Source organism: Bradyrhizobium sp. USDA 4516 (assembly GCF_054055915.1).
On record NZ_JBSRXT010000001.1, the window covers coordinates 587,400 to 609,104 of the forward strand.

Genomic DNA, 21,705 nt, shown 5'->3' on the forward strand with positions numbered 1-21,705 from the left:
TCACATCGGTTGTGTCAAGCAATGGACAAACCGGATATTCTGCGGCAAATTTACGAGATTACCGCTACCACGCGGTTTGCCTCATCGAATGTAACGTTACATTGATACGATTGACCAACGCCAAATCCGTGAAACAGGGCATCCGCGCCGTCGCAGCCCGTGCCGGCGTCTCAACGGCCTCGGTGTCGCGCGCGCTCAACAATCCCGATGCGGTGAGCCCTTCCCTGCGGGCGCGCATCGAACAGGCCATCGACGCGCTCGGCTACATTCCGCATGCGCCGGCGCGCATCCTGTCGTCACGGCGCTCGCGCACGCTTGGCGCGATCGTTCCGACCATCGACAATACGATGTTCGCGCGCGGCATCGCCTCGCTGCAGCAGTATCTCTCCTCGGTCGGATACATGCTGTTTCTCACCACGAGCGGCTACGATCTCGACGTCGAATTGCAGCAAGCGCGCAATTTGATCAGCCGCGGCGTCGATGGACTTGTGCTGCGCGGTGATTGCCATCACGAGGGACTGCGCAAGTTGCTTGCGGACAACGCGGTTCCCTTCATCAATGTCGGCATCTACCAGCCTGATCGACCCCACCCGTGCGTCGGAACCAACAACGAAGCGGCCGCCCATCGCGCCGCTGCGCATGTCATCGAGCTTGGCCACCGCCGCATCGGGATCGTCTCGGCGCTCCAGCGCAACAACGACCGCGCCAGCGCTCGCGTCGCCGGCTTTCGCCGCGCGCTCACCGAGAACGGCCTGGAGCTTCCGCCGCAATGGCATGTCGAGGTGCCCTACACGCTGGATGACGCGCGCGAAGCGGCCCGCTATCTCCTCAACCTGAAGGATCGTCCGACCGCCGTCGTCTGCGGCAACGATGTGATCGCCTACGGCGTGTTGCTCGAGGCGGAGCGCGATGGATTTTCGGTGCCGCGTGACCTGTCGGTGGTCGGCTTCGACGATCTCGACTGGAGCCGCCACTTGCGGCCGAGCCTGACCACGATCCACGTACCGACCGGAGAAACCTGGCAGCGCGCCGGGGAATATCTGGTGCGCAGCCTCGCCGGCGAGCAGACCATCATGCATCGCGAGATCGACTTCTCCCTGGTGGTCCGTGAATCGACGGCTCCCCCTCTCAAATCCTGAAGCGAGACCCCTCCAATGCGCTCAAACTTCTCTCTTGCGTCCGACTTCCATGCCGTGGTGATCGGCGGCGCCGGCGACATTGGCGCCGCAATCAGCAATCAGTTTTGCGACCTCGGCGCGACAGTGACCGCAACGGCGGCCAACGAGACCGATCTGGCGCGCACTTTGCTGAAATCGCGCGCCGGCCTCACACTCGCGACGCTCGACGTCACGAACGACGACGCTGTCGCTTCTTTTGCCCAACAGCAAAGGCGCGTCGATGCGCTGGTCAACTGCGCGGGAATCCTCGCCCGCGACAAGGAATACGAGATCGAGACCTTCATGAGGGTGCTCGACGTCAATCTCACGGGCACATTTCGAACCTGCATGGCGTTCCGCCCGCTTCTCGCCGAGAGCAAGGGCGCGATCGTCAATCTTGCCTCGATGAATGCGACCTTGGCGCTGCCGCGAATCCCGGCTTATTGCGCCAGCAAGGGCGGTGTCGTGATGCTGACCAAAGCGCTCGCGTTGGCATGGGCCGAGCAAGGCATCCGGGTCAATGCGGTTGCCCCCGGCTATATCGAAACGGCGATCAATGCGGCCGGCCGCACCGATCGCGCGCACTATCAGCGCATCGCCGACCGCACCGCGTTCAAGCGCTGGGGTCAGCCGGAGGACATTGCGGGAGCTGTCGCATTCCTCTGCATGCCGGCATCACAATATGCGACCGGCACCGTCGTCGCGGTGGATGGCGGGTTTCTTGCCGGATGAGCCAGGAAACCAACGGATACGGCCTGCATAATGTCGCCGGAAATGTTTGGGAATGGTACGAGGACCGCCTCGCACCGTCGGGAGTCCCCTTGAATCGCGAGCCTGCACCGAACCGCTCGACGCGCGGTAAATCCTGTCTCGAGCCCTACGGCGGCCGCCACCGCTTCGCAGCGAGACCCGAACGCGTCGGTCGGCTCGTCGAGCAAGATCGGCTTTTCTGTCGTGCGCACCGGGCAGCTGCGGGATCCGGCATAGGATGACGCTGGCGACAAATGCCGCGAAGCCGGCCCCTGCTCCCGGCACCCGTCTGTTGCCGCAGTTCTTGCGTAATTTCGTGCGCAATCGCGAGACTGGCCTCGTGCTGGTCGGCATTGTCGTCGGGTTGCTGAGCGGCGTCCTCGTTGCCACGATCTCGGGCCTCAGCCAGGCTTCGCACGCGCTGCTGTTCGACATTCCCCTCGACGCACATCTCAGCGCTACCGGCGTGATTTCCTGGCAGCGCACGCTGCTGATCCCGGCAGTTGGCGGCCTGGTCCTGGCGCTGATCGGGCTGTACTTCGCGCGGCGCGTCAAGGGACAGCAGCTCGCTGACGCCATCGAAGCCAACGCGCTCTATGGCGGCCGGGTGTCGTTCCGCGGCAGCCTGCTGATCTCGATCCAGACTCTGCTGTCCAACGGGTTCGGCGGATCGGTCGGACTGGAAGCGGGATACACGCAGATCTGCTCGATGTTTGGCTCCCATGTCGGCCAGCGCCTCGCCGCCCGCCGCAACGACATGCGGCTGTTGGTGGCCTGCGGCGCGGCGGGGGCGATCAGCGCAGCCTTTTCGGCTCCACTGGCCGGCGCCTTCTATGCCTTCGAGGTCGTGCTGGGAGCCTACACGTCGGCCGCCCTCGTGCCCGTCATCGCCAGCGCCGTCACGGCCTGGCTGGTGGCGCGGGGGTTGACGCATCAGTCCTTTCTGATGGTGCCGGGCTTCCCATCGCCCGTGTCCGTCGAGATGATCGGACAGACCGTGCTGATCGGCATCATTTGCGCATTCGTCAGCATCCTCGTCATGCTCGCGGTCGCATTTTCCGAACGTTGCTTTCAGCGGGTCACGCTTTTCAGCGGCTTCGTGCGCCCGATCCTCGGCGGTCTGCTGCTCGGCGGCCTCGCCCTGCTGACGCCGACCGTGCTCGGCGCCGGCCACGGCGCAATGCAAATCCTGCTGGTCAGCAATCCGAGCTGGCTCCTGCTCACGACAACAATCGTGCTCAAGATCCTGGCATCGGCCGTCTCGCTCGGCTCCGGCTTTCGCGGCGGACTGTTCTTCGCCTCGCTGCTGCTCGGCGCGCTGATCGGGCAGCTCTACAGCGTCGTGCTGACCGGCCCCTTCCCCACGCTCGCGCTTCAGCCCGGCACCGCTGCTATCGCGGCTCTCGCCGCACTCGGAACCGGCGTACTGGGCGCACCGTTCAGCATGGTTTGTCTCGCGCTCGAAATCACCGGCGATTTCTCCGTGACCGTCGGGGCGGTGGTCGCATCATCGGTCTGCGCGCTCATCGTCCGCGAGTTGTTCGGCTACAGTTTTGCGACATGGCGCTTCCATCTGCGCGGCGAGGTGATCCGCGGTCCGCAGGACATCGGCTGGGTCCGTCAGATGAGCGCGGCCTCCCTGATGCGCGCCGACTTCGAGAATGCACTGACGACAATGCCGATCGGCGAGGCGCAGAAGCTGTTCTCGCCGGCCCAGGTCCGACAGGTCGTGCTGCGCGATCCGAACGGCAGCTATGCCGGCATCGTTGCGGCGGCGACGCTGCATTCCGTCACCAATCGGGACGACGATCCGCTCGGGTCGCTGGCCCAGCAGCAGGATGAGTACCTGCTTCCGACCACGTCGGTTCGCGAGATCCTGAAGGCCTTTGAACGGAGCGAAGCCGACGTCCTCGCGGTCGTTGACCGTGCCGACCACCGCGTCACGATTGGCACCTTAAGCGAATCCCATGTGCTGCGCACCTATGGGGAAGAGCTCGAACGCCGGAACCAGGAGCTGTTTTCGCGGTGATACTTGCGCGCTATGGCCTTAGATCCATATCGATCCGCACAAAATCGCCGCGATAGGTGACTTCACCGAGATAGATCACGGTGCGATCGCTCGCCGTGAAGACACGGCGGACTTCGGCGACCGGCGAATTCAAAGGCACGCGCAGCAGCCGCGCCGCCTCGATGTCCGCGGTTCCGATGGTCAATGTCTGGCGGGCGCTGGCGATCGCCGGATCCCTGAGATCGTTGAGGATCGGGATCACCGTCTCGTTGCGAAAGCGCTTGGGAGACCTGCGAAAGATCTTCTCATCGAGATAGATGGAAATGACGCAATAAGGCTGCTTCTGGCGCGAGTGCAGACGGCGCATGAAGACATATTTCTCGGCCGGCTTGCCGTCTTCGGGAAGCAACGGCGCATCGCTCCGGCTTTCCGAGATGTTGATGATCTCCGGCGAGGTGTCGCGGTACATGTCCGCGAGATCGGACAGTGTGGTCTCGACCTTGAGCCAGCGGTCCTGTCGCACAGTCCCGGTGACGAAGGTGCCGCGGCCCTGCTGCGCCTCGATGACACCGTCGCGGGCGAGCAGTTCGACGGCCTGCCTGATGGTAACGCGCGAGACGCCGAACTCGGCCGCCAGATCCTCGTTGGCCGGCAGGCGAAAACCTTGACTCCAGACGCCGCGCGCAATCCGCTGGCGAAAGATATCGGCAATCTGCGCGTATTTGGGGACGTGACTGTCGGAACTCAATTCCATCTCGCCCTCCGGAAATCAAGCGGCCCAATCACGGCATGACAAGGGCTGCACCGCGTTCCCCGATCATCAGGCTGGTCGCATTGGTGTTGGCCGAGGTGATCTGCGGCATCACCGAGGCGTCGATCACGCGCAGCCGCTCGACGCCGCGCACCCGCAGCTGCGGATCGAGTACTGCCCGCTCGTCGCTGCCCATGCGGCAGGTGCCCACGCAGTGAAACACCGTGCCGCCGGTGTTGCGCGCAAACTCCCACAGCCCGGCATCGTTACTTGCGGCCTCGCCCGGCACCATTTCGACGTCCCAGAGCGGGCGGAACGCCTTTTGCTGATAGATCTCGCGCAAGATCTTCAGGCCGGCAACAATGGTCTTGCGGTCGATCTCCTCGGCGAAATAATTGGGCGCGATCAGCGGCTGCTCGAACGGATCGGCCGAGCGGATCGCGAGCTGTCCGCGCGACCGGCCGTGGCATTGCCAGACCGAGGCCGTGAAGCCGGAATAGCTGTGGAGGGGTTCGCCGGGCTTGTCGACGGAGAGCGGCATCACGTTGAACTGCACGTCGGGACGGCCGCCGACCGCATATTCGGTACAGGCCGCTCCGCCCACCTGTCCCGCCCCCACCGTCAACGGCCCTCGCCCGGCCAGCATCCATTGCAACCCCATCTTCGCGAGTTCGACAGGATGGCGGACCTGGTCATTGAGCGAGATCCGCTCCTTCAGGCGCACGATCAGCCGCGCCTGGTAGTGGTCCTGCAGATTGGAGCCGACTTCGGGCGAGTCGGTGACGACGGCAATGCCGTGCTTGCGAAGCAGGTCGGCCGGACCGATCCCGGAAAGCTGGAGGATCTGCGGCGATTGCAGCGCGCCGCCCGACAGGATCACCTCGCGATCGGCTGTCGCGCGATGAACCTGCCCTTTGCTGATCCACTCGACGCCGGTCGCGACGCGGCCGTTGAAAGTGACTTTGCTCACCTGCGCATGCGTGATGATGGTCAGGTTGCGCCGGTCGGCAATCGGTCGAAGAAAGGCGGATGCCGAGCTGGTCCGCCAATGCCGCCCGATGCCAAGCTGATAGGCACCGACGCCAAGCGTCGTCGCGCCGTTGAAGTCGGGATTGCGCGGCAGGCCGAACTGCACGCCCGCCTCTACCCAGGCCCTCGACGCCGGGTTGTCGTTCCGGAGGTCGGAGACCTCGAACTCACCGAGGCCGCCGTGAAACTGGCTCTCGCCGCCGCGATAGCGCTCGTAGCGCCGGAAATAGGACAGGACGTCGCGATAGTTCCAGCCGTCGGCGCCGAGACGTTCCCAGTCGTCAAAATCCTCGTGCTGGCCGCGGATGAAGATCAGGCCGTTGATCGACGACGATCCGCCGAGCACGCGGCCACGCGGCCAGACGATGGCGCGGCCGCCGCTTCCTTCCGACGGCTCGGTCTTGAACAGGCGCGAGAAGCGCTCGTCGTAGATGGTCCGGTAATACCCGACCGGCAGCTTGAGCCAGAAATTCCGGTCCGATCCGCCGGCTTCGAGCAACAACACGCGGCAGGCAGGATCGGCCGACAGTCTGTTTGCGACCACACAGCCGGCCGACCCCGCACCGACGATGATGTAATCGTAGCCAAGCCCCGACATCACGCGGTCCGGTATTGTTCGATCGAGGCAAGATCGGGCGCAATGCCGAGACCCGCCTCGTCGCCGAGCTCGATCATTCCATCGCTGACGTGAAGCACGGGGCCGCAGAATTGATCCCGCAGCGGGTTCTCGTTGCTGTCGACCTCCAGCAATCCCTCGCCGCCGACGCCCGCCAGCAGATGCGCCGACGCCAACAGGCCGATGCCGGCGCCGAGATAGTGCGGACAGAACATCTTGCCTGACGTCAGGATGTCGCGGGCGATGCCGGCGCAAGCCGAAAGCCCGCCCCACTTGGCGATGTCAGGCTGGACGACACCGAGAACCGGCTCGCTCAGCACCTCGGCAAAGCCGGCGTAGCTCGCGATGTTCTCACCGGCCGCGAGCGGAAAACGGATCGTCTCGTGCAGCTGCTTCCATTCCTGCCGCGGACGGTCCGCGCGGATCGGCTCCTCGAGCCAGGCAAGGCCGAACGGCTCGAGCTGCGGCGCACGCTCGAGCGCCTGCGCGATGGTCCAACCCTGGTTGACATCGGCCGCAAGCATGCCATTGCCGACGAGGTCGCGCAGCGCGGCGAGGTTGGCCCGGTCGTCTGCCGGATCGAAGCCGATCTTCAGCTTCAAGGCGCGATAGCCGCGGCCGAGCGCCGCTTCCGCCGCTCGCTCCGATCCGACCGGATTGATACCGCTGGCATAGACCTTGATCCGGCTCCGCGATCCGCCGAGCAATTTCCACAACGCAACGTTCCGGCGGCGCGCATGGAGATCCCAGACGGCGAGATCGATGCCGGCGATCGATTGCGCGAATGGGCCCGCTTCGCCGGATTGCAACGCGAGCACCGAAGTTCCCTGCGTCAGTCGCTCGAATGCGGCACCAGGTTCGCTTGCCCTCAATCCGACAAGCGCCGGTGCCAGGACCTCATTGACCAGCCGAATACGATGCTCGGCGCCCGGCGCCGGAAAGTTGCACCAGACCTCGCCCCAGCCCACGTAACCGTCCGTGTCCTCGACCCGAACGAACACGGCAGGCCGGTCCCCCATCCGCCCGAACGAGGTGATGACCGGTGTCGTCAGAGGATAGCGAAAGCCAAAGGCCTGGACGCTCCGGATGGTGAAAGGCGGCGGTGTCATGCGCGGAAACCTGCGGCGCCTACGACCAAAGCGGCGCTTGTATGGTCATCCTATTTATAATATGACTTGGGCAAACATCAACTGCAATCTGGGTGGACGCGTCGAATGGACGGAGCTGGCGTGAGACGCTTTGGTCTCGGGTTGATACCGTGGGTCGGTGCGATCCTGCTCTGGTATGCCGTGCGCTGGAGCGGCTTCGTCAACGCATCGCTGATCCCCGCCCCGCACCAGGTCGCCGCGAAGTTCGTCGAGCTTCTCACCAAGGAAGGCCTCCTGATCGACATCTTCGCCTCGACCAGGCGCGTCTTTTTCGGCGTCTCGCTTGGAATTCTGGTCGCGGTGCCGGTCGGCTTTCTGCTCGGATGGTATCGCCCGGCCCGCACCTTCGCCGACCCTATGATCAACTTCTTCCGCGCGCTGCCGCCGATCGCGCTGATCCCGCTCGTCATCGTCTATTTCGGCGTCGACGAGCTCGCAAAGCTCGTCATCCTGTTCTACGCCTCGTTCTTCTCCGGCGTGATCGTCATGTATGAGGGGGTCTCGCAGATCACCCCGCTCTATATCCGCGTGGCGCAGACGCTCGGCGCCAATCAGGCGGAAATCTTCCGCAAGGTGATCATTCCCCTCACCGTTCCGCACATCCTCACCGCGCTGCGGGTCGCGCTTGGCGTGGCCTGGGCGACGCTGGTGGCATCCGAACTGATCGCGGCCCAGCGTGGGCTTGGCGCCATGATCCAGAATGCATCGACCTACTTCCTGCTCGACGTCATCTATGTCGGCATCATCTGCATCGGCCTGATCGCGCTGATCATGGACATGATCCTGCGCAAGATCACCGCCCGGTTGCTGGTCTGGCAGGATCGGGCCATCGCATGACCACGCGTGCACAGTTCGACAAGGTTTCGCTTGCCTTCGAGACCCCGAAGGGACGCCTCAACGTCGTCGAGGATGTCAGCTACGATATCAACGATGGCGATTTCATCGCGGTGATCGGCCCTTCAGGCTGCGGCAAGACCACGATGATGAGCATGCTCGCGGGCTTCCAGAAGCCGACGACCGGAAGCGTGCTGTTCGACGGGCAGCCCGTCACGGGTCCCGGTCCCGAGCGCGGCGTCATCTTCCAGGAATATGGCGTCTTCCCGTGGCTGACGGTGAAACAGAACATCGCTTTCGGCCTGACGCTCCGAGCCAATCACGTCGCGGCCGGTGAGCGCGATTCGATCTGCGATCACTATCTCGGCCTGATGGGGCTGTCCGACTTCGCCAACTCCTATCCGAAGCATTTGTCCGGCGGCATGCGTCAGCGGCTCGCGATCGCGCGGGCTTACGCGGTCAAGCCGCAGTTCCTGCTGATGGACGAGCCGTTCGGTGCGCTCGACGCCCAGACCCGTTCCAACATGCAGAACCTGCTGCTCAAGGTGCTCCAGACCGAAGGCAAGACGGTCATGCTGATCACCCACTCCGTGGAGGAGGCGATCTATCTCGCGTCCCGTATCGTGGTGGTGACCGCGCGGCCGGCGCGGATCAGGCAGATCATCGAGGTGCCGTTCGCCTATCCACGCGATGAATCGATCCAGGAACGGCCCGAATTCGGCGAGCTGCGAAGCTATATCAAGCATCTGGTGATGGACGAGTATCGCGCCCAGCAGGCGCAGATGCGTCCGGTCTCATTCTCGGAATAACAACACAGCGGAGGACGACCTATGGATCGGCGACAATTTCTGACCACGACGGCCGGGCTTGCCCTGGGGTCCTTCACCGCCGCAGCCCCTGCGATTGCTCAGGCAAAAACAAAAGTTCGTGTCGGCTATCTGCACACCGTTGCCGTCGACGGCCAGATCTGGACCGGCATGGACCGCGGTTCCTTCGAAAAGCAGGGACTGGATCTCGAGCTGCGGCAGTTCAATACCGGCCTCGAAATCTTCCAGGCGCTGATCGGCGGCAGCCTCGACGTGCTGGCGACGGGCGCCGTGCTCTCGAACTTCCCCGCCCGCGGCCAGGGCAAGGTCTTCCTCATCAACGACATCGAGGTCGCGACCGCACAGCTCTGGGTGCGCGGCGATCAGGGCATCAAGTCATTCGAGGACCTGAAGGGCAAGCGGATCGCAACTGCGACCGGCACCACCGCGCATGTGTTCCTGGACACCGCGCTGCGCGCGAACAAGGTCGATCCCAAACAGGTCGAGCTCGTCAACCAGACCATGCCGGCCGCCGTAACCGCCTTCATTTCAGGGGCGGTGCCTGCCGTCGCGCTCTGGGTGCCTTTCAACGTGACGGTTCGCGACAAGGTGCCGGGCGCGGTCAAGCTCGCCGACGCCTCAGCCTATTATCCAAAGGCCGCGATCATCGGCGGCTGGGCCGCGGCCAACGACTATTACGAGCCCAACAAGGAAACGCTGGCGAAGCTGATCCGTGGCTGGGCCGATGCCAATGACTACATCATCGCGAACAGTACCGAAGCGATGGAAAAGCTGCAGAAGGGCCATTACAGCCAGACGCCGATGGCCGACATCGACGAATCGTTCAAGGCGCAGAAGATGTTCTCGTCGCGGGACTGGAAGCGGATGTATTCCGACGGCACGGTCACCAACTGGCTGCAGCAATCGACCGACTTCTTCATGGCCAATGCCGGCATCAAGGACTTTACCCCGGCAAGCAAATATTTCGATCCGAGCCTGTATTTGAAAACGATTGCGTGACGCACCTGGACGCAAATCGCGTCCTAGAGGTAGCTCTCGAACGCGACCCGCTGCGCGGGCGTCAAGTGCAAGCCGTGCTTGGTGCGCCGGTCCAGGAAGTCGGCAGGCCGCCTCGCCCACTCATTCTTGCGGAGATACACCGCTTCGCATTCATAGAACTCACCGCCGAAATGACGGCCGAGGTCTACGGCGCGGCGGACCGGACCCAGCAGTTGGCGCGCGCGCGTCCCATAGAGACGGGCATAGTGATGGATGAGCGTTCGCGGCAAATCGGGATAGTCGCGTGCCAGCCGATTTGCGAACTCATCGAAGCTGCCGCCGATGTCGCCGCCCGGCAGCGGCCGATCCGCGGTCCAGGCCGACGACAGCTTCGGAAACCACGGCGCGAGGCGCTGCAGCGCCTGCTCCGCCAGCCGGCGGTAGGTCGTGATCTTGCCGCCGAAGATCGACAGCAGCGGCGGCACATCCTGCGCGCCATGAACCTCGAACACATAGTCGCGCGTCACGGCCGACGGATTGTCGGCGTTGTCGTCGTAGAGCGGCCGGACCCCGGAGAACGCATGCACGATCTCGCCGGCCTGCGGCGGCGTTCGGAAATAGCGGCGCAAGATCTGCAACAGGTAATCGGTCTCGTCCTCGCCGATCGCGACGTCCTCGGCGCGGCCGTGATAGGGAATGTCCGTGGTGCCGATCAAGGCGAGATCGCCCTCATAGGGATTGACGAAGATCACCCGGCGATCGCTGTTCTGCAGCAGATAGGCCTGCGGCCCGCTCCAGAATTTCGGCACCACGATATGGCTGCCCTTGACCAGCCGTACGCTCTGGGCCGAGTTCAGGCCCGCCACGCCCTGGATGACATCCTGAACCCACGGCCCGGCGGCGTTGACCAGCGCGCGCGACCGCACGACCTGCGTTGTGCCGTCGTCGCCGTGCATTTCGAGCAGCCAGGTCCCGCCGTCGCGGCGTGCGCGCACCGCCCGCGTGCGCGGCAGGATGCAGGCGCCGTTCTGCGCGGCATCGATCAAATTGAGGATCACCAGCCTGCTGTCATCGACCCAGCAGTCCGAATATTCGAAGCCTCGCCGGAACTCCCGACGCAGCGGCGCGCCCTCCGGAGCGCACGACAGATCCAGGCTGCGGCTCGCCGGCAGTTGCTTGCGGCCACCGAGATGGTCGTAGAGCAACAGGCCGGTGCGGACCAGCCACGCCGGCCGTTGCTCCGGCGAATGCGGCAGCACGAAGCGCATCGGCCAGATGATATGCGGCGCCGACGCGAGCAGCACCTCGCGCTCGATCAGCGCCTCGCGCACCAGGCGGAACTCGTAATATTCGAGATAGCGCAGTCCGCCATGGATCAGCTTGCCCGAGCGCGACGAGGTGCCCTCGGCGAAATCATTCTTCTCGCAGAGCAGCACCTTCAAGCCGCGGCCGGCGGCGTCGCGGGCGATGCCGGCACCGTTGATGCCGCCACCGATGATGGCGATATCGACCAGCCCGTGATCCGTACCTGCGACCGGCGCAGTGCCCGTCATCGCTTGCTGCTGCGCCGTTTCTCGGCGCGGCGCGGCGCCGCCTTTGCGGTCGCGCGGGCCTTGTTCGGCTTCGGCGCCTGCAGACCGTAAGTGGAGAACCCCTTCGCGGTGTCGGCAATCTCCTCGTCGGTCAGGATGACGCGCGAATCGAGCGCCAGCGAGAGGTAGTACTGACGCGCGATGGTCTCGAGCTCGACCGCGAGCCACATCGCCTTGTCGAGATTGGCGCCGAGCGCGATCATGCCGTGATTGGCGAGCAGGCAGCCATTGCGGCCTTCGAGCGCCGCAATCGCATGATCGGACAATTCCTTGGTGCCGTAGCGCGCATAGCCGGCGCAGCGGATTTCGGTGCCGCCGAACGCCGCCATCATGTAATGGCAGGCCGGGATCGGCTTGCGCGCGATCGCGAGCACGGTCGCGTAAGTCGAGTGAGTATGGACGATGGCGCCGACATCGGGCCGGGCGCGCGTGATGTCGAGATGGAAGCGCCATTCGGTGGACGGCTGCAGCGGCCCCTCCCACGCACCATAGTCGCCCTCGAGCGGCATCGAGGCGATCATGTCCGGCTTCATCGAATCGTAGGGGGTCGCCGACGGCGTGATCAGCATCCGGTCCTTGTAGCGGGCGGAGATGTTGCCCGATGTCCCCTGGTTGAGACCCGACGCATTCATCCACCGGCACTTGGCGATGATCGCCTCGCGCAACTGTCGTTCCTCACGGGTCATACGAACTGCCTTTCTCTTCAGCACGGATTGCGTGGCGGCTCGCCGGCCAGGAAGCGACGAACCTCTTCGGCCGCCTGTCCGGCGGCCACGGTGACGGTACGCACGGAGGCGCCGGCGATGTGCGGCGTCAGCGTGACGTTGGGAAGTCGCAGCAGCGGCCAGTCCGCCGGAACCGGCTCGACCGCGAAGGTGTCGAGCATGGCGCCGCCGAGATGCCCCGATGCCAGCGCATCATGCAGCGCTTCGTAGTCGACCAGCGGACCGCGCGCGGTGTTGATCAGGAACGCGCCCGGCTTGATCCGCGCCAGAGCCTCGCGCCCGATGAAACGGGTGGTCTCCGGCGTCACCCGGGCGTGCAGCGTGACGACGTCGGCGCGGCCGAGCAATTCGCCGAGCGCGACATGCTCGACGCCGTCATTGCGGTCCTGGGCGCTGAGCTGGACATAGGGGTCGGCGACCAGGATCTTGCAGCCGAAGGCCTTCAGCAGCTTGACCACGCGGCTGCCGATCGCGCCGTAGCCGACAATGCCGACCGTCATCTCGCCGAGCTCGCGCCCGGTACGGTCGGCGCGATAGAGATCGCCGCGCCATTCCCCGCCTCGCAGCGCCTCGTGACCGCTGCGGATCAGGCGCGTCTCGGCCAGAATGGCGCCGATGGTGAACTCCGCGACCGCACCCGCATTGCGGCCGGGCGTATTGACCACCAGCACGTTGTGGTCGCGCGCCGCCTGCATGTCGATGTTGACCGGGCCGCCGCGCGACACCGCGATGAACTTCAGCTTCGGCAACCGCTCCAGCATCGACCGCGAGATCGGCGCCAGATGGGTGACGAGCAGCTCGGCATCGCCGATGAAGCCGATGATCTCGTCGGGCTGCCCCATGAATTCCTTCAGACCGTCGAGCTTCGAGCCAGCGTAACCGTGCTCCATCGGCTCGTCCGGCCAGGGCTGCTCCAGGGTGCGAATGTCGACGCCATCGCCGCAGGCTGACCGGATGTGCTCGGCGAACACCGAGGGCAGCATGAAGCGGTCACCGACGATGGCGATGGACTTAGACATGATCGCCTCCGGCGCGCAGCGCGGCGAGTTGCTTCCAGACCGGCCGCGACGCCAGCCTTGCCTCGAGATAGGTCGGGAAGATGCTGGCATAGCGCTTCGCCAGCGCAGCGTCCGGCGATTGCGGCGCACTTAGATGCGGCGCGACCCACTGCTCGGCACAGGCGCGCATGTCGGGATAGGCATCGACCGCGACCGCCGCGATCATCGCAGCGCCTGCGGCGCCGGCTTCGGCGCGGCTGCAGATGCGGACGTCGCAATCCAATGCGGCCCCGAGGATGGCGGCAAGCGCACGGCTCTTCGCCGCGCCGCCCGTGATCCTGACGTCGCGCGGCAGCGACCCCATCGCCGCGTAACAATCCCGTGCGGCGAAGGCCAGGCCCTCCATCACGCCGCGCATCAAGTCGCCATAGCGGTGGCGCGACCGCAAGCCGAAGAATTGCGCGCTGGCCTCATGCGCGACGAACGGACCGCGCTCGCCGGCATCGGAAATGAACGGATGGAACAGCACCTCGCCGGGCCTCGCCCGCAGCACCTGATCGTCGAGGCGGCGGATCAGCTCGGCGCGCGTGCGCGTCACGCCTTCCGCCGCCAGCATGTCGCAGGCGAGATCGAGCATCCAATCGATATTCAGCGTCGCCGCCATGTTGGACTGCATCTGGGCATAATGACCCGGCACCGGGAACGGCATGGTGTAGCCGGTTGCCTCCCGGTTCAGCGTCACCGCGTCGGCGCTCGGCACCAGCCGCATATGCATGCCGGTCGAGCCGATGATGGTGCAGCCGACATCGGGTGACGGATCGTAGAGCCCGGCGCCGAGCGCATTGCAGATCACGTCCACATAGCCGAGGCAGACCGGCACACCTTCCGGCAGGCCGATCTCGATGGCGGCGGCCGCGGTCAGCGGATGCGTCATGACCGCGCCGTCAACGACCGGCGGGAACAGGCGCGTCAGGTCGGCGATACCGATCAACCGCGCGGTCTCTGCGTCGAATGCTCGCTTGCGGAAATCGCCGCAGGAGAACGTGGCTTCCGACGGATCGGTTGCGCGTTCACCGGTGAGCAGGAAATAAAGCCAGTCCTTGCAGTGGAAGGCCGTGGTCGCGCCGGCGATCGTGTCGGGCATGTGGGCCTGCAGCCACGCCAGTTGCGGCCCTTGCTGGCAGGCATTGAGCCCGGAGCCGGTTCGACGGTAAAGGATCGCGTTGTGCTCGCTGCCGCGAATCGCCTCGACCAGCCGCCCGGCGCGCGAGTCGAGCCACAGCAGCGCCGACGCGACCGGCCGGCCGTCGTCATCGATCAGCCAGGTGCCGTCGCCCTGCCCGGTCACCGCGACGGCCGCGATCCGCGCCGACAGGTCAGGCACGGACTTCGCCAGCGCACGAATGACCGCGACCGTATCGCGCCAGGTCTGCGCCATGTCCTGCTCGACATGGCCGCCGGCCAGGCTGCTGTACGCATTCGGCCGCGAGACATCTGCGAGTTGCTCGCCGGTCAGCGTGAACGCCACCGCCTTGATCAGGGAAGTGCCGGCGTCAATGCCGATGATAACGTCGCGGCTGGCCGAAGCGGTCATCGTCACGCTCCCTCCGCATGGCGAATGTAGGTTCCGTCGCTGCCAAAGATGTGCAGGTGACGCGGCTCCAGCGCAAACGAGATGATCTCTCCCGGCCGCGCGGCGACACGGCCCGGTATGACCGCGATCAGCATGCGGCCACCGCAATCGCCGGCGACATGCGATTGATCGCCCAGCCACTGGTTGGAGACGACCTTGACCCTGACGTCACCGGTCCCGACCACGATCTTCTGCGGACGAATGCCGATCCGCACCTGCGGCGTGGCCGCGAGCGTCTTCGCCGCCTCAACGTCGAGTCCGGCGCCGGCGATATCGAAACCCATGTCGGTTCCGACCGACAGACGGAAGCCGCCATCGGACCGCGTCACCTCGGCGTCGAGCAGGTTCATCGGCGGCTCGCCGATGAAGCTTGCAACGAACAGATTGGCCGGTCGGCCCTTCAGCTCCTTCTCGCTGGCGAACTGCTGCAGCAGGCCGCCTTCCATGACAGCGATGCGGTCGGCCAGCGCACTCGCTTCGGTCTGGTCGTGGGTGACGAAGATCGCGGTCATGCCGCGCTCGGCAAGCAGGCTCTTGATCCGGCCGCGCAGCACCGCGCGCAGCTGCGGTTCGAGCTGCCCCATCGGCTCATCGAGCAGATAGAGATCGGCGTCGCGCACCAGCGCCCGCGCCAGCGACACGCGCTGCTGCTGGCCGCCTGAGATCGCGCGCGGATAGCTGTCGAGGATGTCCTCGATCTCGACCAGGCGGGCGATCTCGTCGACGCGGCGCGTTACCTCCGCGCGCGGCAGCTGGGCGGATTTCAATGCAAAGGCGATGTTCTCGCGGACCGTGAGCGGCGGATAGAGCGAGTAGCCCTCGAAGGCCATCGCGACCTTGCGCCGCGCCGGCGGCAGCTCGTGGATCCGCCGCCCGCCGAGCGCGATCGATCCGGCGGAGACGTCCTCGAAGCCTGCGATCATGCGCAAGGTCGAGGTCTTACCGCAGCCCGACGATCCCAGCAGTGCGACGATCTCGCCCTTCTCGACCGCCATGTCGAGCGCGCGCACCGCATGCACCGGCTCTTTGCCGCGGCTGCGATAGACCTTGTCGATGCCCCGAAGCTCGAGCATGTCCATGACCATCCGCTCCTATGCCGCCTTGAGCCGGTGCGACGCCCCGATCCGCAGCCCGGTGGCGCGATCGAACAGCATCGCGGCGTCGGGCGCGAAGCGGACGAAAACGGCATCGTCAGCCGCGCCTCGCGGGGCATCCGGCGGCAGCGCCGCCAGCCATTCCGTTCCGTCGGCAAGACGGAGCAGCAGCACCGCCTTCTCGTGCATCGGCGTGATCGCGAGAATGCGCGCCGGGACAGCGTCGTCGGTGGATGCAGACGAAACCACGAGATCCTCGGGCCGGACTCCCAGCCAACATGCACCGGCAGGTGCTGCGCCATCGGCCGCGCCGAGCCGCATCCTGGCGCCGGCAACCGCGGCCGACAGCATGCCGTGCTCCGCCACTGGAGATACCTCGGCGAGGTTGATGGTCGGATCGCCGAACAATCGCGCGACCGCGACCGATGCGGGCTGGGCATAGATATCGGCAGGCGTCGCGACCTGCGCGAGCCGGCCGTCGATCAAGACCGCGATGCGGTCGGCGATCGCCATCGCCTCGCGATAGTCCTGGGTGACGTAGAGCACGGCGGCGGTGCCACGCCGCAGCAGGTTCGGCAGCTCGAGCCGCATCTCGTAGCGCAGCTTGGCGTCGACATTGCGCAGCGGATCATCCAGCAGCAGCACATCCGGATTGCCGATCAGCGCCCGCGCCAGCGCCGTGCGCTGCTTCTGTCCGTTCGACAATTCGCGCGGCGCGTGACCGAGCACGTGCTCGATCTTGAGCAGCCTGCTGATCGCGGCAACGCGGCCGGCGACATCGCCGCCGCCGGCCCTGGCGCGCAGGCCGCTTGCGATATTGTCGCGGGCGGTCATGTGCGGGAACAAGGCAAAGTTCTGGAATGCCATGCCGATCCCGCGCCGCTCGGGCGGAGCACCGACGACCGAGCGGCCGCCGACCAGGATGTCGCCGTCGTCGGGCTCGAACATGCCCGCGATCATGCGCAGCAGCACGGTCTTGCCGCTGCCGGACGGTCCGAACACCGCCACGATCTCGCCTGGCTCGACCGCCAGCGACAATCCGTCGGCGGGCCGTGCCGCACCGAATGCCTTGCTCACCGAGTTGATCTCGAGACGCGCCATTGGATCAGCCTTTCACCGCGCCGAGCGAGAGACCCTCGACCAGGTAGCGCTGTGCATAGAGCGCGAGCAACAGGGTCGGCGTCACCGACAGCACGATCGCCGCCGCGATCTGGCCGTACTGAATACCTGACGCGGTGACGAAGGCGAGCGCGCCGACCGTCACCGGCTGCTTGTCGGCGGAGGCCAGGATCAGCGCGAAGACGAAATTGTTCCAGCAGAAGATGAACGACAGCAGCCCCGCCGCGGCGATCCCCGGCCCCGCCAGCGGCACCGCGATCCTGGTGAAGGCCTCGCGCCAGGAATGCCCGGCCAGTCGGTAGGCATGCTCGATATCAGGGCTGATATCCTCGAAATAGCCGCGCACGATCCACAGGATCAGCGGCAGCGCGATCAACTGATAGACCCAGACGATCCCGAAATAGGTGTCGTTCAGTCCGAGCTCCTGGTAGTACAGCGACAGCGGCAGCAGCACGAGCAGCGGCGGCGCAAAGCGGAACGACAGCAGCGTGAAGGCGATGCTCTCGCCGAGGCGGAATTTGAAGCGCGCAAAGGCGTAGGCCGCCGGCACGCCGAGCAGCAGCGCCAGCAGCACCGCCGCGCTCGACAGCACGACGCTGTTGAAGAGGTTGCGCATGAAGGAGATCTGCAGATTGCCGGCCGCGGTGCGCAGCTGGCCGGAGATCAGCGCCTCGTAATTGGCAAGCGTCGGCTCGAACAGGATCCGCGGCGGGATCCGCAGGATCTGCTCGTTGGTCTGGAACGACATCAGGAAGATCCAGACGATCGGAAACATGAAGAAAATCAGGATCAGCGCGAGCGCCACGCCGCGGAAGATGCGACCGGCAAGGCTGGAATGTTCCATCGCGCCCCTCCCCGTCACGCGTGGCCGTGCGCACGCTCGCGCAACCGCAGCCAGTTCTTGATGAAGATATTCGACAGGATGTTGGTGATCAGCCAGAGGATCATCAACAGCGCCGCCGATCTGCCGACATTGGTGTACTGGAAGAATTCCAGATAGGCCTGCACCTGGAATACCATCAGCCGGTCACCCGGCCCGCCCTGCGTCATCGCATAGATGATGTCGAACTGCTGGATCGAATCGAGCAGCCGGAACAGCGACGCCGTGATGATGTAGGGCGCCAGCATCGGCAGCGTGATGCGGAAGAACACGAAGCTCGCCGGCACGCCGTCGAGTGCAGCGGCTTCGAACGGCTGCCGCGGCAGCGAGCGCAGCCCCGCCAGCAGCAGGATCATGATGAAGGGCGTGTAGACCCAGACATCGACCAGCACGACCGTGAACAGCGCACTCGATGGATCGGAGGCCCATTTGAAATCGGTGACGCCGAACAGGCCGACCAGATAGGACAGGATGCCGAAGCTCGGATTGGTCATCAGCTTCCACATCAGCGCGGCGATCGCCGGCGCCGTCATCAGCGGCAGCAGCAGCATGATCGACACCGCGTTGTGGAAGCGGGTCGGCCGGCGCAGCAGCAGCGCGATGCCAAGACCGAGCAGCAGCTCGAGCACGACCGTGACCACAGTATAGGTGATCGAGACGCGGAACGTATTCCAGAACGCCGGGTCGGACAGGAAGTCGATGTAGTTTCCGACGCCGATGAAGCCGCGCAGATGAGGCAGGTTCAGCCGGTAGCGCTGCAGCGAGTAGACCGCCGCGGTCACGAACGGAACCAGGATCGCCACGCAGACGAGCAGCGCCGGCAGGCTGAGCAGATAGGGCAAGAGGCGCACGCGCGGCCTTGGTTTGGCCGGCGCTGCCTGCGCGTTCGTCTGGAGGAGTTGGACCATGCTCATGATGATAAGAGATCGCGTTCGGCTGGCAAACGCCGCCGGCTCGGATGGGACAAGGGTCCGAGCCGGCGGATGGGTGCGGTGCGGGGGATCAGGCACCGCACAGTTGATCCGTCAGCCGAGACCGGCCTGCCTGAGCTGGCGGTTGATGCTGTCGGCGAGCTTGTCGAGCCCTTCGTCGACGCTGACCTCCTTGGCCACCATCTTCTGCAGCGAAGCGGCCCATTCCGTCGTCAGGTCGAAGAACAGCGGCTGCGCCGTGAAGTAGATCTTGGCGCCGGGCGACGACATGTCGTGCTGCTCGAGATAGCCGGGATAGGATTTCGCGATGCGGTCGCGGAATTCGCTGTCCTTCCACACCGATGCACGCACCGGATTGACGAAGTCCATCTTGCGCGCCCCGAACAGATCGTGCTCGACGGACGCCGCCCACTGCATGAACAGCCAGGCCGCCTCCTTCTGCTTGGAGAAGCTCGACATCGCGAGCGACCAGATCCAGACGTTCGGGGTCGGCGCCTTGGCGGCCGGATTGGCCGCGAACGGCGCATAGCCAAGATGCCCCTTCTCCTTGTTGTCGCCGCCGTTCATGAAGTAGCCGAGGATGTCGGCGTCGAAGATCATGCCCGAGGCGCCGGCGCCGAGATCGGTGCCGACCTGGTACCAAGTGTAGGTCGACCAGTTTTTCGGGCCCGAGGTCTGGATCATCTTGACCCATTTGTCGTGGAAATCCTTCGAGGCCTTGGTGTTCATCGCGGCCTTCAGCTTGCCGCCCTCCATCACGAAATCCTTCTGGCCGAAGTTCGAATAGGCCGACAGGAAACCGGGATGGATGGTCGCCCAGGAGCGCGAGCCGCGCACGCCGACGCCGTAGGGACCGCCGGCGTCCTTGGTGATCTTGGCCGCGACCTCCAGCATCTCGTCGAGATTCTTCGGCGGTTTGACGCCCACCTTGTCGAAGACGTTGCGGTTGTAGGTGATGTTGTTCAGCTCATAGCCCCAGGGGATGCACCACTGCTTGGCCTTGCCCGAGCCGAGCTCGGAGCCGGCGACGCCGTCCCACGCGGTCGAGGCGCGCAGGCCCGGCAGCACGTCGTCCCAGGCGAAGGCCGGATTGGTCTTGGCGGGATCCTTGATGTAGGTGTTGAGGTCTTCGATCCAGCCCGCCGGACCATAGGTCCAGGTCATGTAGGCGCCGGTCATGAAGGCATCGTACTGGTCCGACTTCGACGACAGCGCCGCCGTCACCTTGTCGAAATAGACGTCCTCCGGGAAGATGTCGTAGGTGACGTTCATGCCGGTGAGCGTCTTGAACGCCTCGATGTCGCCGATCATCGCGTCGACATAGGGGTGCTTGTTGAGCAGCAGCTTGACGCTCTTGCCGCTCTGGGCCTTCCAGTTGAAGTCGGCGGCCATCGCCTTCGACATCGAGGAGGCGAAAGCGGCGTTGGCGGCGATCCCCGCGATGCCGAGCTTGGCGGCGCCGTCCAGGAGATCGCGGCGGCTGATGCGTTTGGCAGCGTAGGAGTCGAACAGATTCTTCTCGCGATCGAACATGTATTTCCTCTCCTTGTTGACGCTTTGTTTTATGTGTCCTTCCGGGTCTTGCTTCTTGTCTTGCCGGATGTGGTCTCCGGCTTGTCGGTGGCGAGCGCCTTTGCGGTCGCTTCGTCGATGATGAGGCCGTGCAGAACGCCGCTGCGCAGCACGCCGCGCAGCGCGGTCACCTTGGCCGGCCCGCCGGCGATGGCGACGATCCGGTGCTTCCTGAGGTCGGGCATGCTCATGGAGGTAGCGCGGGCCGACAGATCGGTGTCCAGCACCGTTCCGTCGGCGCTGAAGAAATGCCCGAGCAGGTCGGCGCAGGCGCCGACACGCTTCAGTTCGACGACCTCGTCGGGCTTGATCATGCCGCTCGACACCAGGAAGCCGTCACGGCTGACCTGGCCGATGCCGACGAACAGCAGCGAGGCCTTGCGCGCCAGCGCGAAAACGTCGGCGATGCCGAATTGCTGCATCAGCACGGCGCGGTCGGCGACCGAATTGGCGAACACCGGCACCGGCAGCAGATAGGCTTCCGCGCCGGTGCGCTCGGCGAGCTTGTGAATCACATCGAACGGATTGGCGGCAAATTTCCGCGTCAGTCCGCCGAGCAGCGACACGAACCGCGCGTCGCGCGCCGGCGTCTGCGGCATCTGCTCCACGACCGCCGCGAGCGTGCGGCCATGGCCGAAGCCGATCACCTTGTCCTGGCCGCGCTCCAGGATCTGGCGCAGGAAGCTCGCGCCTTCCAGCGCCAGCGCCTTCAGCGGCAGATCGCCCTCGCCGAGATCAGGCGCGACGCGGCAGAACGAGAGGCCGAAGCGCTGCGCGAGATCGTTCTCCAGCGCGACGCATTCGGCGACCGGTCCCTCGACGAACACACGAATCATGCCCTCGCGGCTGGCGCGGGCGATCAGGCGATGCGCCTTGGTGCTCTGGATGTTGAGGCGGTCGGCGACCTCGGACTGGGTGAGCCCCGCCGCGAAATACAGCCACGCTGCGCGCGTCGCGAGCGACGCCTCGCCGTCGATCACCGGCAGCCTGTCGGGCGGGGGTGCCATATCAGGAAAAGTCCGCTTGCAAATTTCTTCACGTCCTGCAAAAAATTGCAGAGGC

The 21,705-nt window shown here is 65.2% G+C and carries 20 protein-coding genes; 7 read left to right on the plus strand and 13 right to left on the minus strand.

Features of this window, described 5'->3' with window-relative positions; translation table 11 throughout:
* Window positions 1-104 precede the first annotated feature (104 nt).
* From ACVI1L_RS02725 to ACVI1L_RS02740, 4 genes are read left to right on the plus strand one after another with little or no spacing between them, the layout of a single operon-like run.
* Window positions 105-1,139, plus strand: a complete 1,035-nt coding sequence (locus ACVI1L_RS02725; RefSeq protein ID WP_057021071.1) for a LacI family DNA-binding transcriptional regulator — start codon at window positions 105-107, stop codon at window positions 1,137-1,139.
* Window positions 1,140-1,154: 15 nt separating this feature from the next.
* Window positions 1,155-1,889, plus strand: coding sequence for an SDR family NAD(P)-dependent oxidoreductase (locus ACVI1L_RS02730; RefSeq protein WP_456782224.1), 735 nt, complete (start codon window positions 1,155-1,157; stop codon window positions 1,887-1,889).
* Window positions 1,886-2,149: an SUMF1/EgtB/PvdO family nonheme iron enzyme gene (locus ACVI1L_RS02735; protein WP_456782225.1), complete on the plus strand. Its 264-nt coding sequence runs from the start codon at window positions 1,886-1,888 to the stop codon at window positions 2,147-2,149. Before ACVI1L_RS02730 ends, ACVI1L_RS02735 begins: the two co-directional genes overlap by 4 nt.
* Entirely contained in the window at window positions 2,146-3,936 is a 1,791-nt protein-coding gene (locus ACVI1L_RS02740; RefSeq protein WP_456782226.1) for a chloride channel protein, read from the plus strand. The genes ACVI1L_RS02735 and ACVI1L_RS02740 overlap by 4 nt, the downstream gene beginning before the upstream one ends.
* Window positions 3,937-3,946: 10 nt before the next feature.
* Here the strand turns inward: ACVI1L_RS02740 and ACVI1L_RS02745 are convergent, their stop codons facing one another.
* Genes ACVI1L_RS02745 through ACVI1L_RS02755 form a run of 3 tightly spaced genes read right to left on the minus strand, consistent with a single transcriptional unit; the run spans window position 3,947 to window position 7,420 of the window.
* The gene (locus ACVI1L_RS02745) at window positions 3,947-4,669 is read right to left on the minus strand and encodes a GntR family transcriptional regulator (RefSeq protein WP_028335658.1); all 723 of its coding nucleotides are present in this window, start codon (window positions 4,667-4,669) and stop codon (window positions 3,947-3,949) included.
* A gap of 28 nt (window positions 4,670-4,697) precedes the next feature.
* On the minus strand, window positions 4,698-6,293 hold the full coding sequence (locus ACVI1L_RS02750; RefSeq protein WP_456782227.1) for a GMC family oxidoreductase: 1,596 nt from the start codon (window positions 6,291-6,293) through the stop codon (window positions 4,698-4,700).
* The gene (locus ACVI1L_RS02755; RefSeq protein WP_456782228.1) at window positions 6,293-7,420 is read right to left on the minus strand and encodes a mandelate racemase/muconate lactonizing enzyme family protein; all 1,128 of its coding nucleotides are present in this window, start codon (window positions 7,418-7,420) and stop codon (window positions 6,293-6,295) included. Before ACVI1L_RS02755 ends, ACVI1L_RS02750 begins: the two co-directional genes overlap by 1 nt.
* Window positions 7,421-7,540: 120 nt before the next feature.
* Here ACVI1L_RS02755 and ACVI1L_RS02760 point away from each other — a divergent pair, with 120 nt between their 5' ends.
* The 3 genes from ACVI1L_RS02760 to ACVI1L_RS02770 are packed head-to-tail and all read left to right on the plus strand — an operon-like array spanning window position 7,541 to window position 10,119.
* On the plus strand, window positions 7,541-8,296 hold the full coding sequence (locus ACVI1L_RS02760) for an ABC transporter permease (RefSeq protein ID WP_225163506.1): 756 nt from the start codon (window positions 7,541-7,543) through the stop codon (window positions 8,294-8,296).
* A complete protein-coding gene (locus ACVI1L_RS02765) occupies window positions 8,293-9,102 on the plus strand; it encodes an ABC transporter ATP-binding protein (protein WP_456782229.1) in 810 nt (269 codons plus the stop codon). The genes ACVI1L_RS02760 and ACVI1L_RS02765 overlap by 4 nt, the downstream gene beginning before the upstream one ends.
* A 21-nt stretch (window positions 9,103-9,123) precedes the next feature.
* A complete protein-coding gene (locus ACVI1L_RS02770) occupies window positions 9,124-10,119 on the plus strand; it encodes an ABC transporter substrate-binding protein (protein WP_028335663.1) in 996 nt (331 codons plus the stop codon).
* 23 nt (window positions 10,120-10,142) lie between these two features.
* On the opposite strand, the gene ACVI1L_RS02775 is transcribed toward ACVI1L_RS02770, so the two are convergent.
* From ACVI1L_RS02775 to ACVI1L_RS02820, 10 genes are all read right to left on the minus strand, one after another.
* Entirely contained in the window at window positions 10,143-11,651 is a 1,509-nt protein-coding gene (locus ACVI1L_RS02775; RefSeq protein WP_316396308.1) for a glycerol-3-phosphate dehydrogenase, read from the minus strand.
* A complete protein-coding gene (locus ACVI1L_RS02780) occupies window positions 11,648-12,376 on the minus strand; it encodes a class II aldolase/adducin family protein (protein ID WP_057021032.1) in 729 nt (242 codons plus the stop codon). The genes ACVI1L_RS02775 and ACVI1L_RS02780 overlap by 4 nt, the downstream gene beginning before the upstream one ends.
* Window positions 12,377-12,393: 17 nt before the next feature.
* Window positions 12,394-13,434 (minus strand): 2-hydroxyacid dehydrogenase, encoded by a 1,041-nt coding sequence (locus ACVI1L_RS02785; RefSeq protein ID WP_229190537.1) that lies wholly within the window; start codon window positions 13,432-13,434, stop codon window positions 12,394-12,396.
* Window positions 13,427-15,007 carry an FGGY family carbohydrate kinase gene (locus ACVI1L_RS02790; protein WP_456782230.1) on the minus strand — a complete coding sequence of 527 codons (1,581 nt, stop codon included), beginning with the start codon at window positions 15,005-15,007 and terminating at the stop codon, window positions 13,427-13,429. Before ACVI1L_RS02790 ends, ACVI1L_RS02785 begins: the two co-directional genes overlap by 8 nt.
* Before the next feature lie 2 nt (window positions 15,008-15,009).
* Window positions 15,010-16,125: an ABC transporter ATP-binding protein gene (locus tag ACVI1L_RS02795; protein ID WP_456782231.1), complete on the minus strand. Its 1,116-nt coding sequence runs from the start codon at window positions 16,123-16,125 to the stop codon at window positions 15,010-15,012.
* A 12-nt stretch (window positions 16,126-16,137) separates the two neighbouring features.
* Window positions 16,138-17,241 (minus strand): ABC transporter ATP-binding protein, encoded by a 1,104-nt coding sequence (locus tag ACVI1L_RS02800; protein ID WP_456782232.1) that lies wholly within the window; start codon window positions 17,239-17,241, stop codon window positions 16,138-16,140.
* Window positions 17,242-17,245: 4 nt separating this feature from the next.
* A complete protein-coding gene (locus ACVI1L_RS02805; RefSeq protein ID WP_057021036.1) occupies window positions 17,246-18,103 on the minus strand; it encodes a carbohydrate ABC transporter permease in 858 nt (285 codons plus the stop codon).
* Window positions 18,104-18,117: 14 nt separating this feature from the next.
* Window positions 18,118-19,047 (minus strand): carbohydrate ABC transporter permease, encoded by a 930-nt coding sequence (locus tag ACVI1L_RS02810; RefSeq protein ID WP_194295301.1) that lies wholly within the window; start codon window positions 19,045-19,047, stop codon window positions 18,118-18,120.
* A gap of 117 nt (window positions 19,048-19,164) precedes the next feature.
* Window positions 19,165-20,604 (minus strand): extracellular solute-binding protein, encoded by a 1,440-nt coding sequence (locus ACVI1L_RS02815; protein ID WP_456782233.1) that lies wholly within the window; start codon window positions 20,602-20,604, stop codon window positions 19,165-19,167.
* 29 nt (window positions 20,605-20,633) lie between these two features.
* Complete coding sequence (locus ACVI1L_RS02820) at window positions 20,634-21,650, minus strand: sugar-binding transcriptional regulator (RefSeq protein WP_456782234.1); 1,017 nt, start codon at window positions 21,648-21,650, stop codon at window positions 20,634-20,636.
* Window positions 21,651-21,705: the final 55 nt, after the last annotated feature.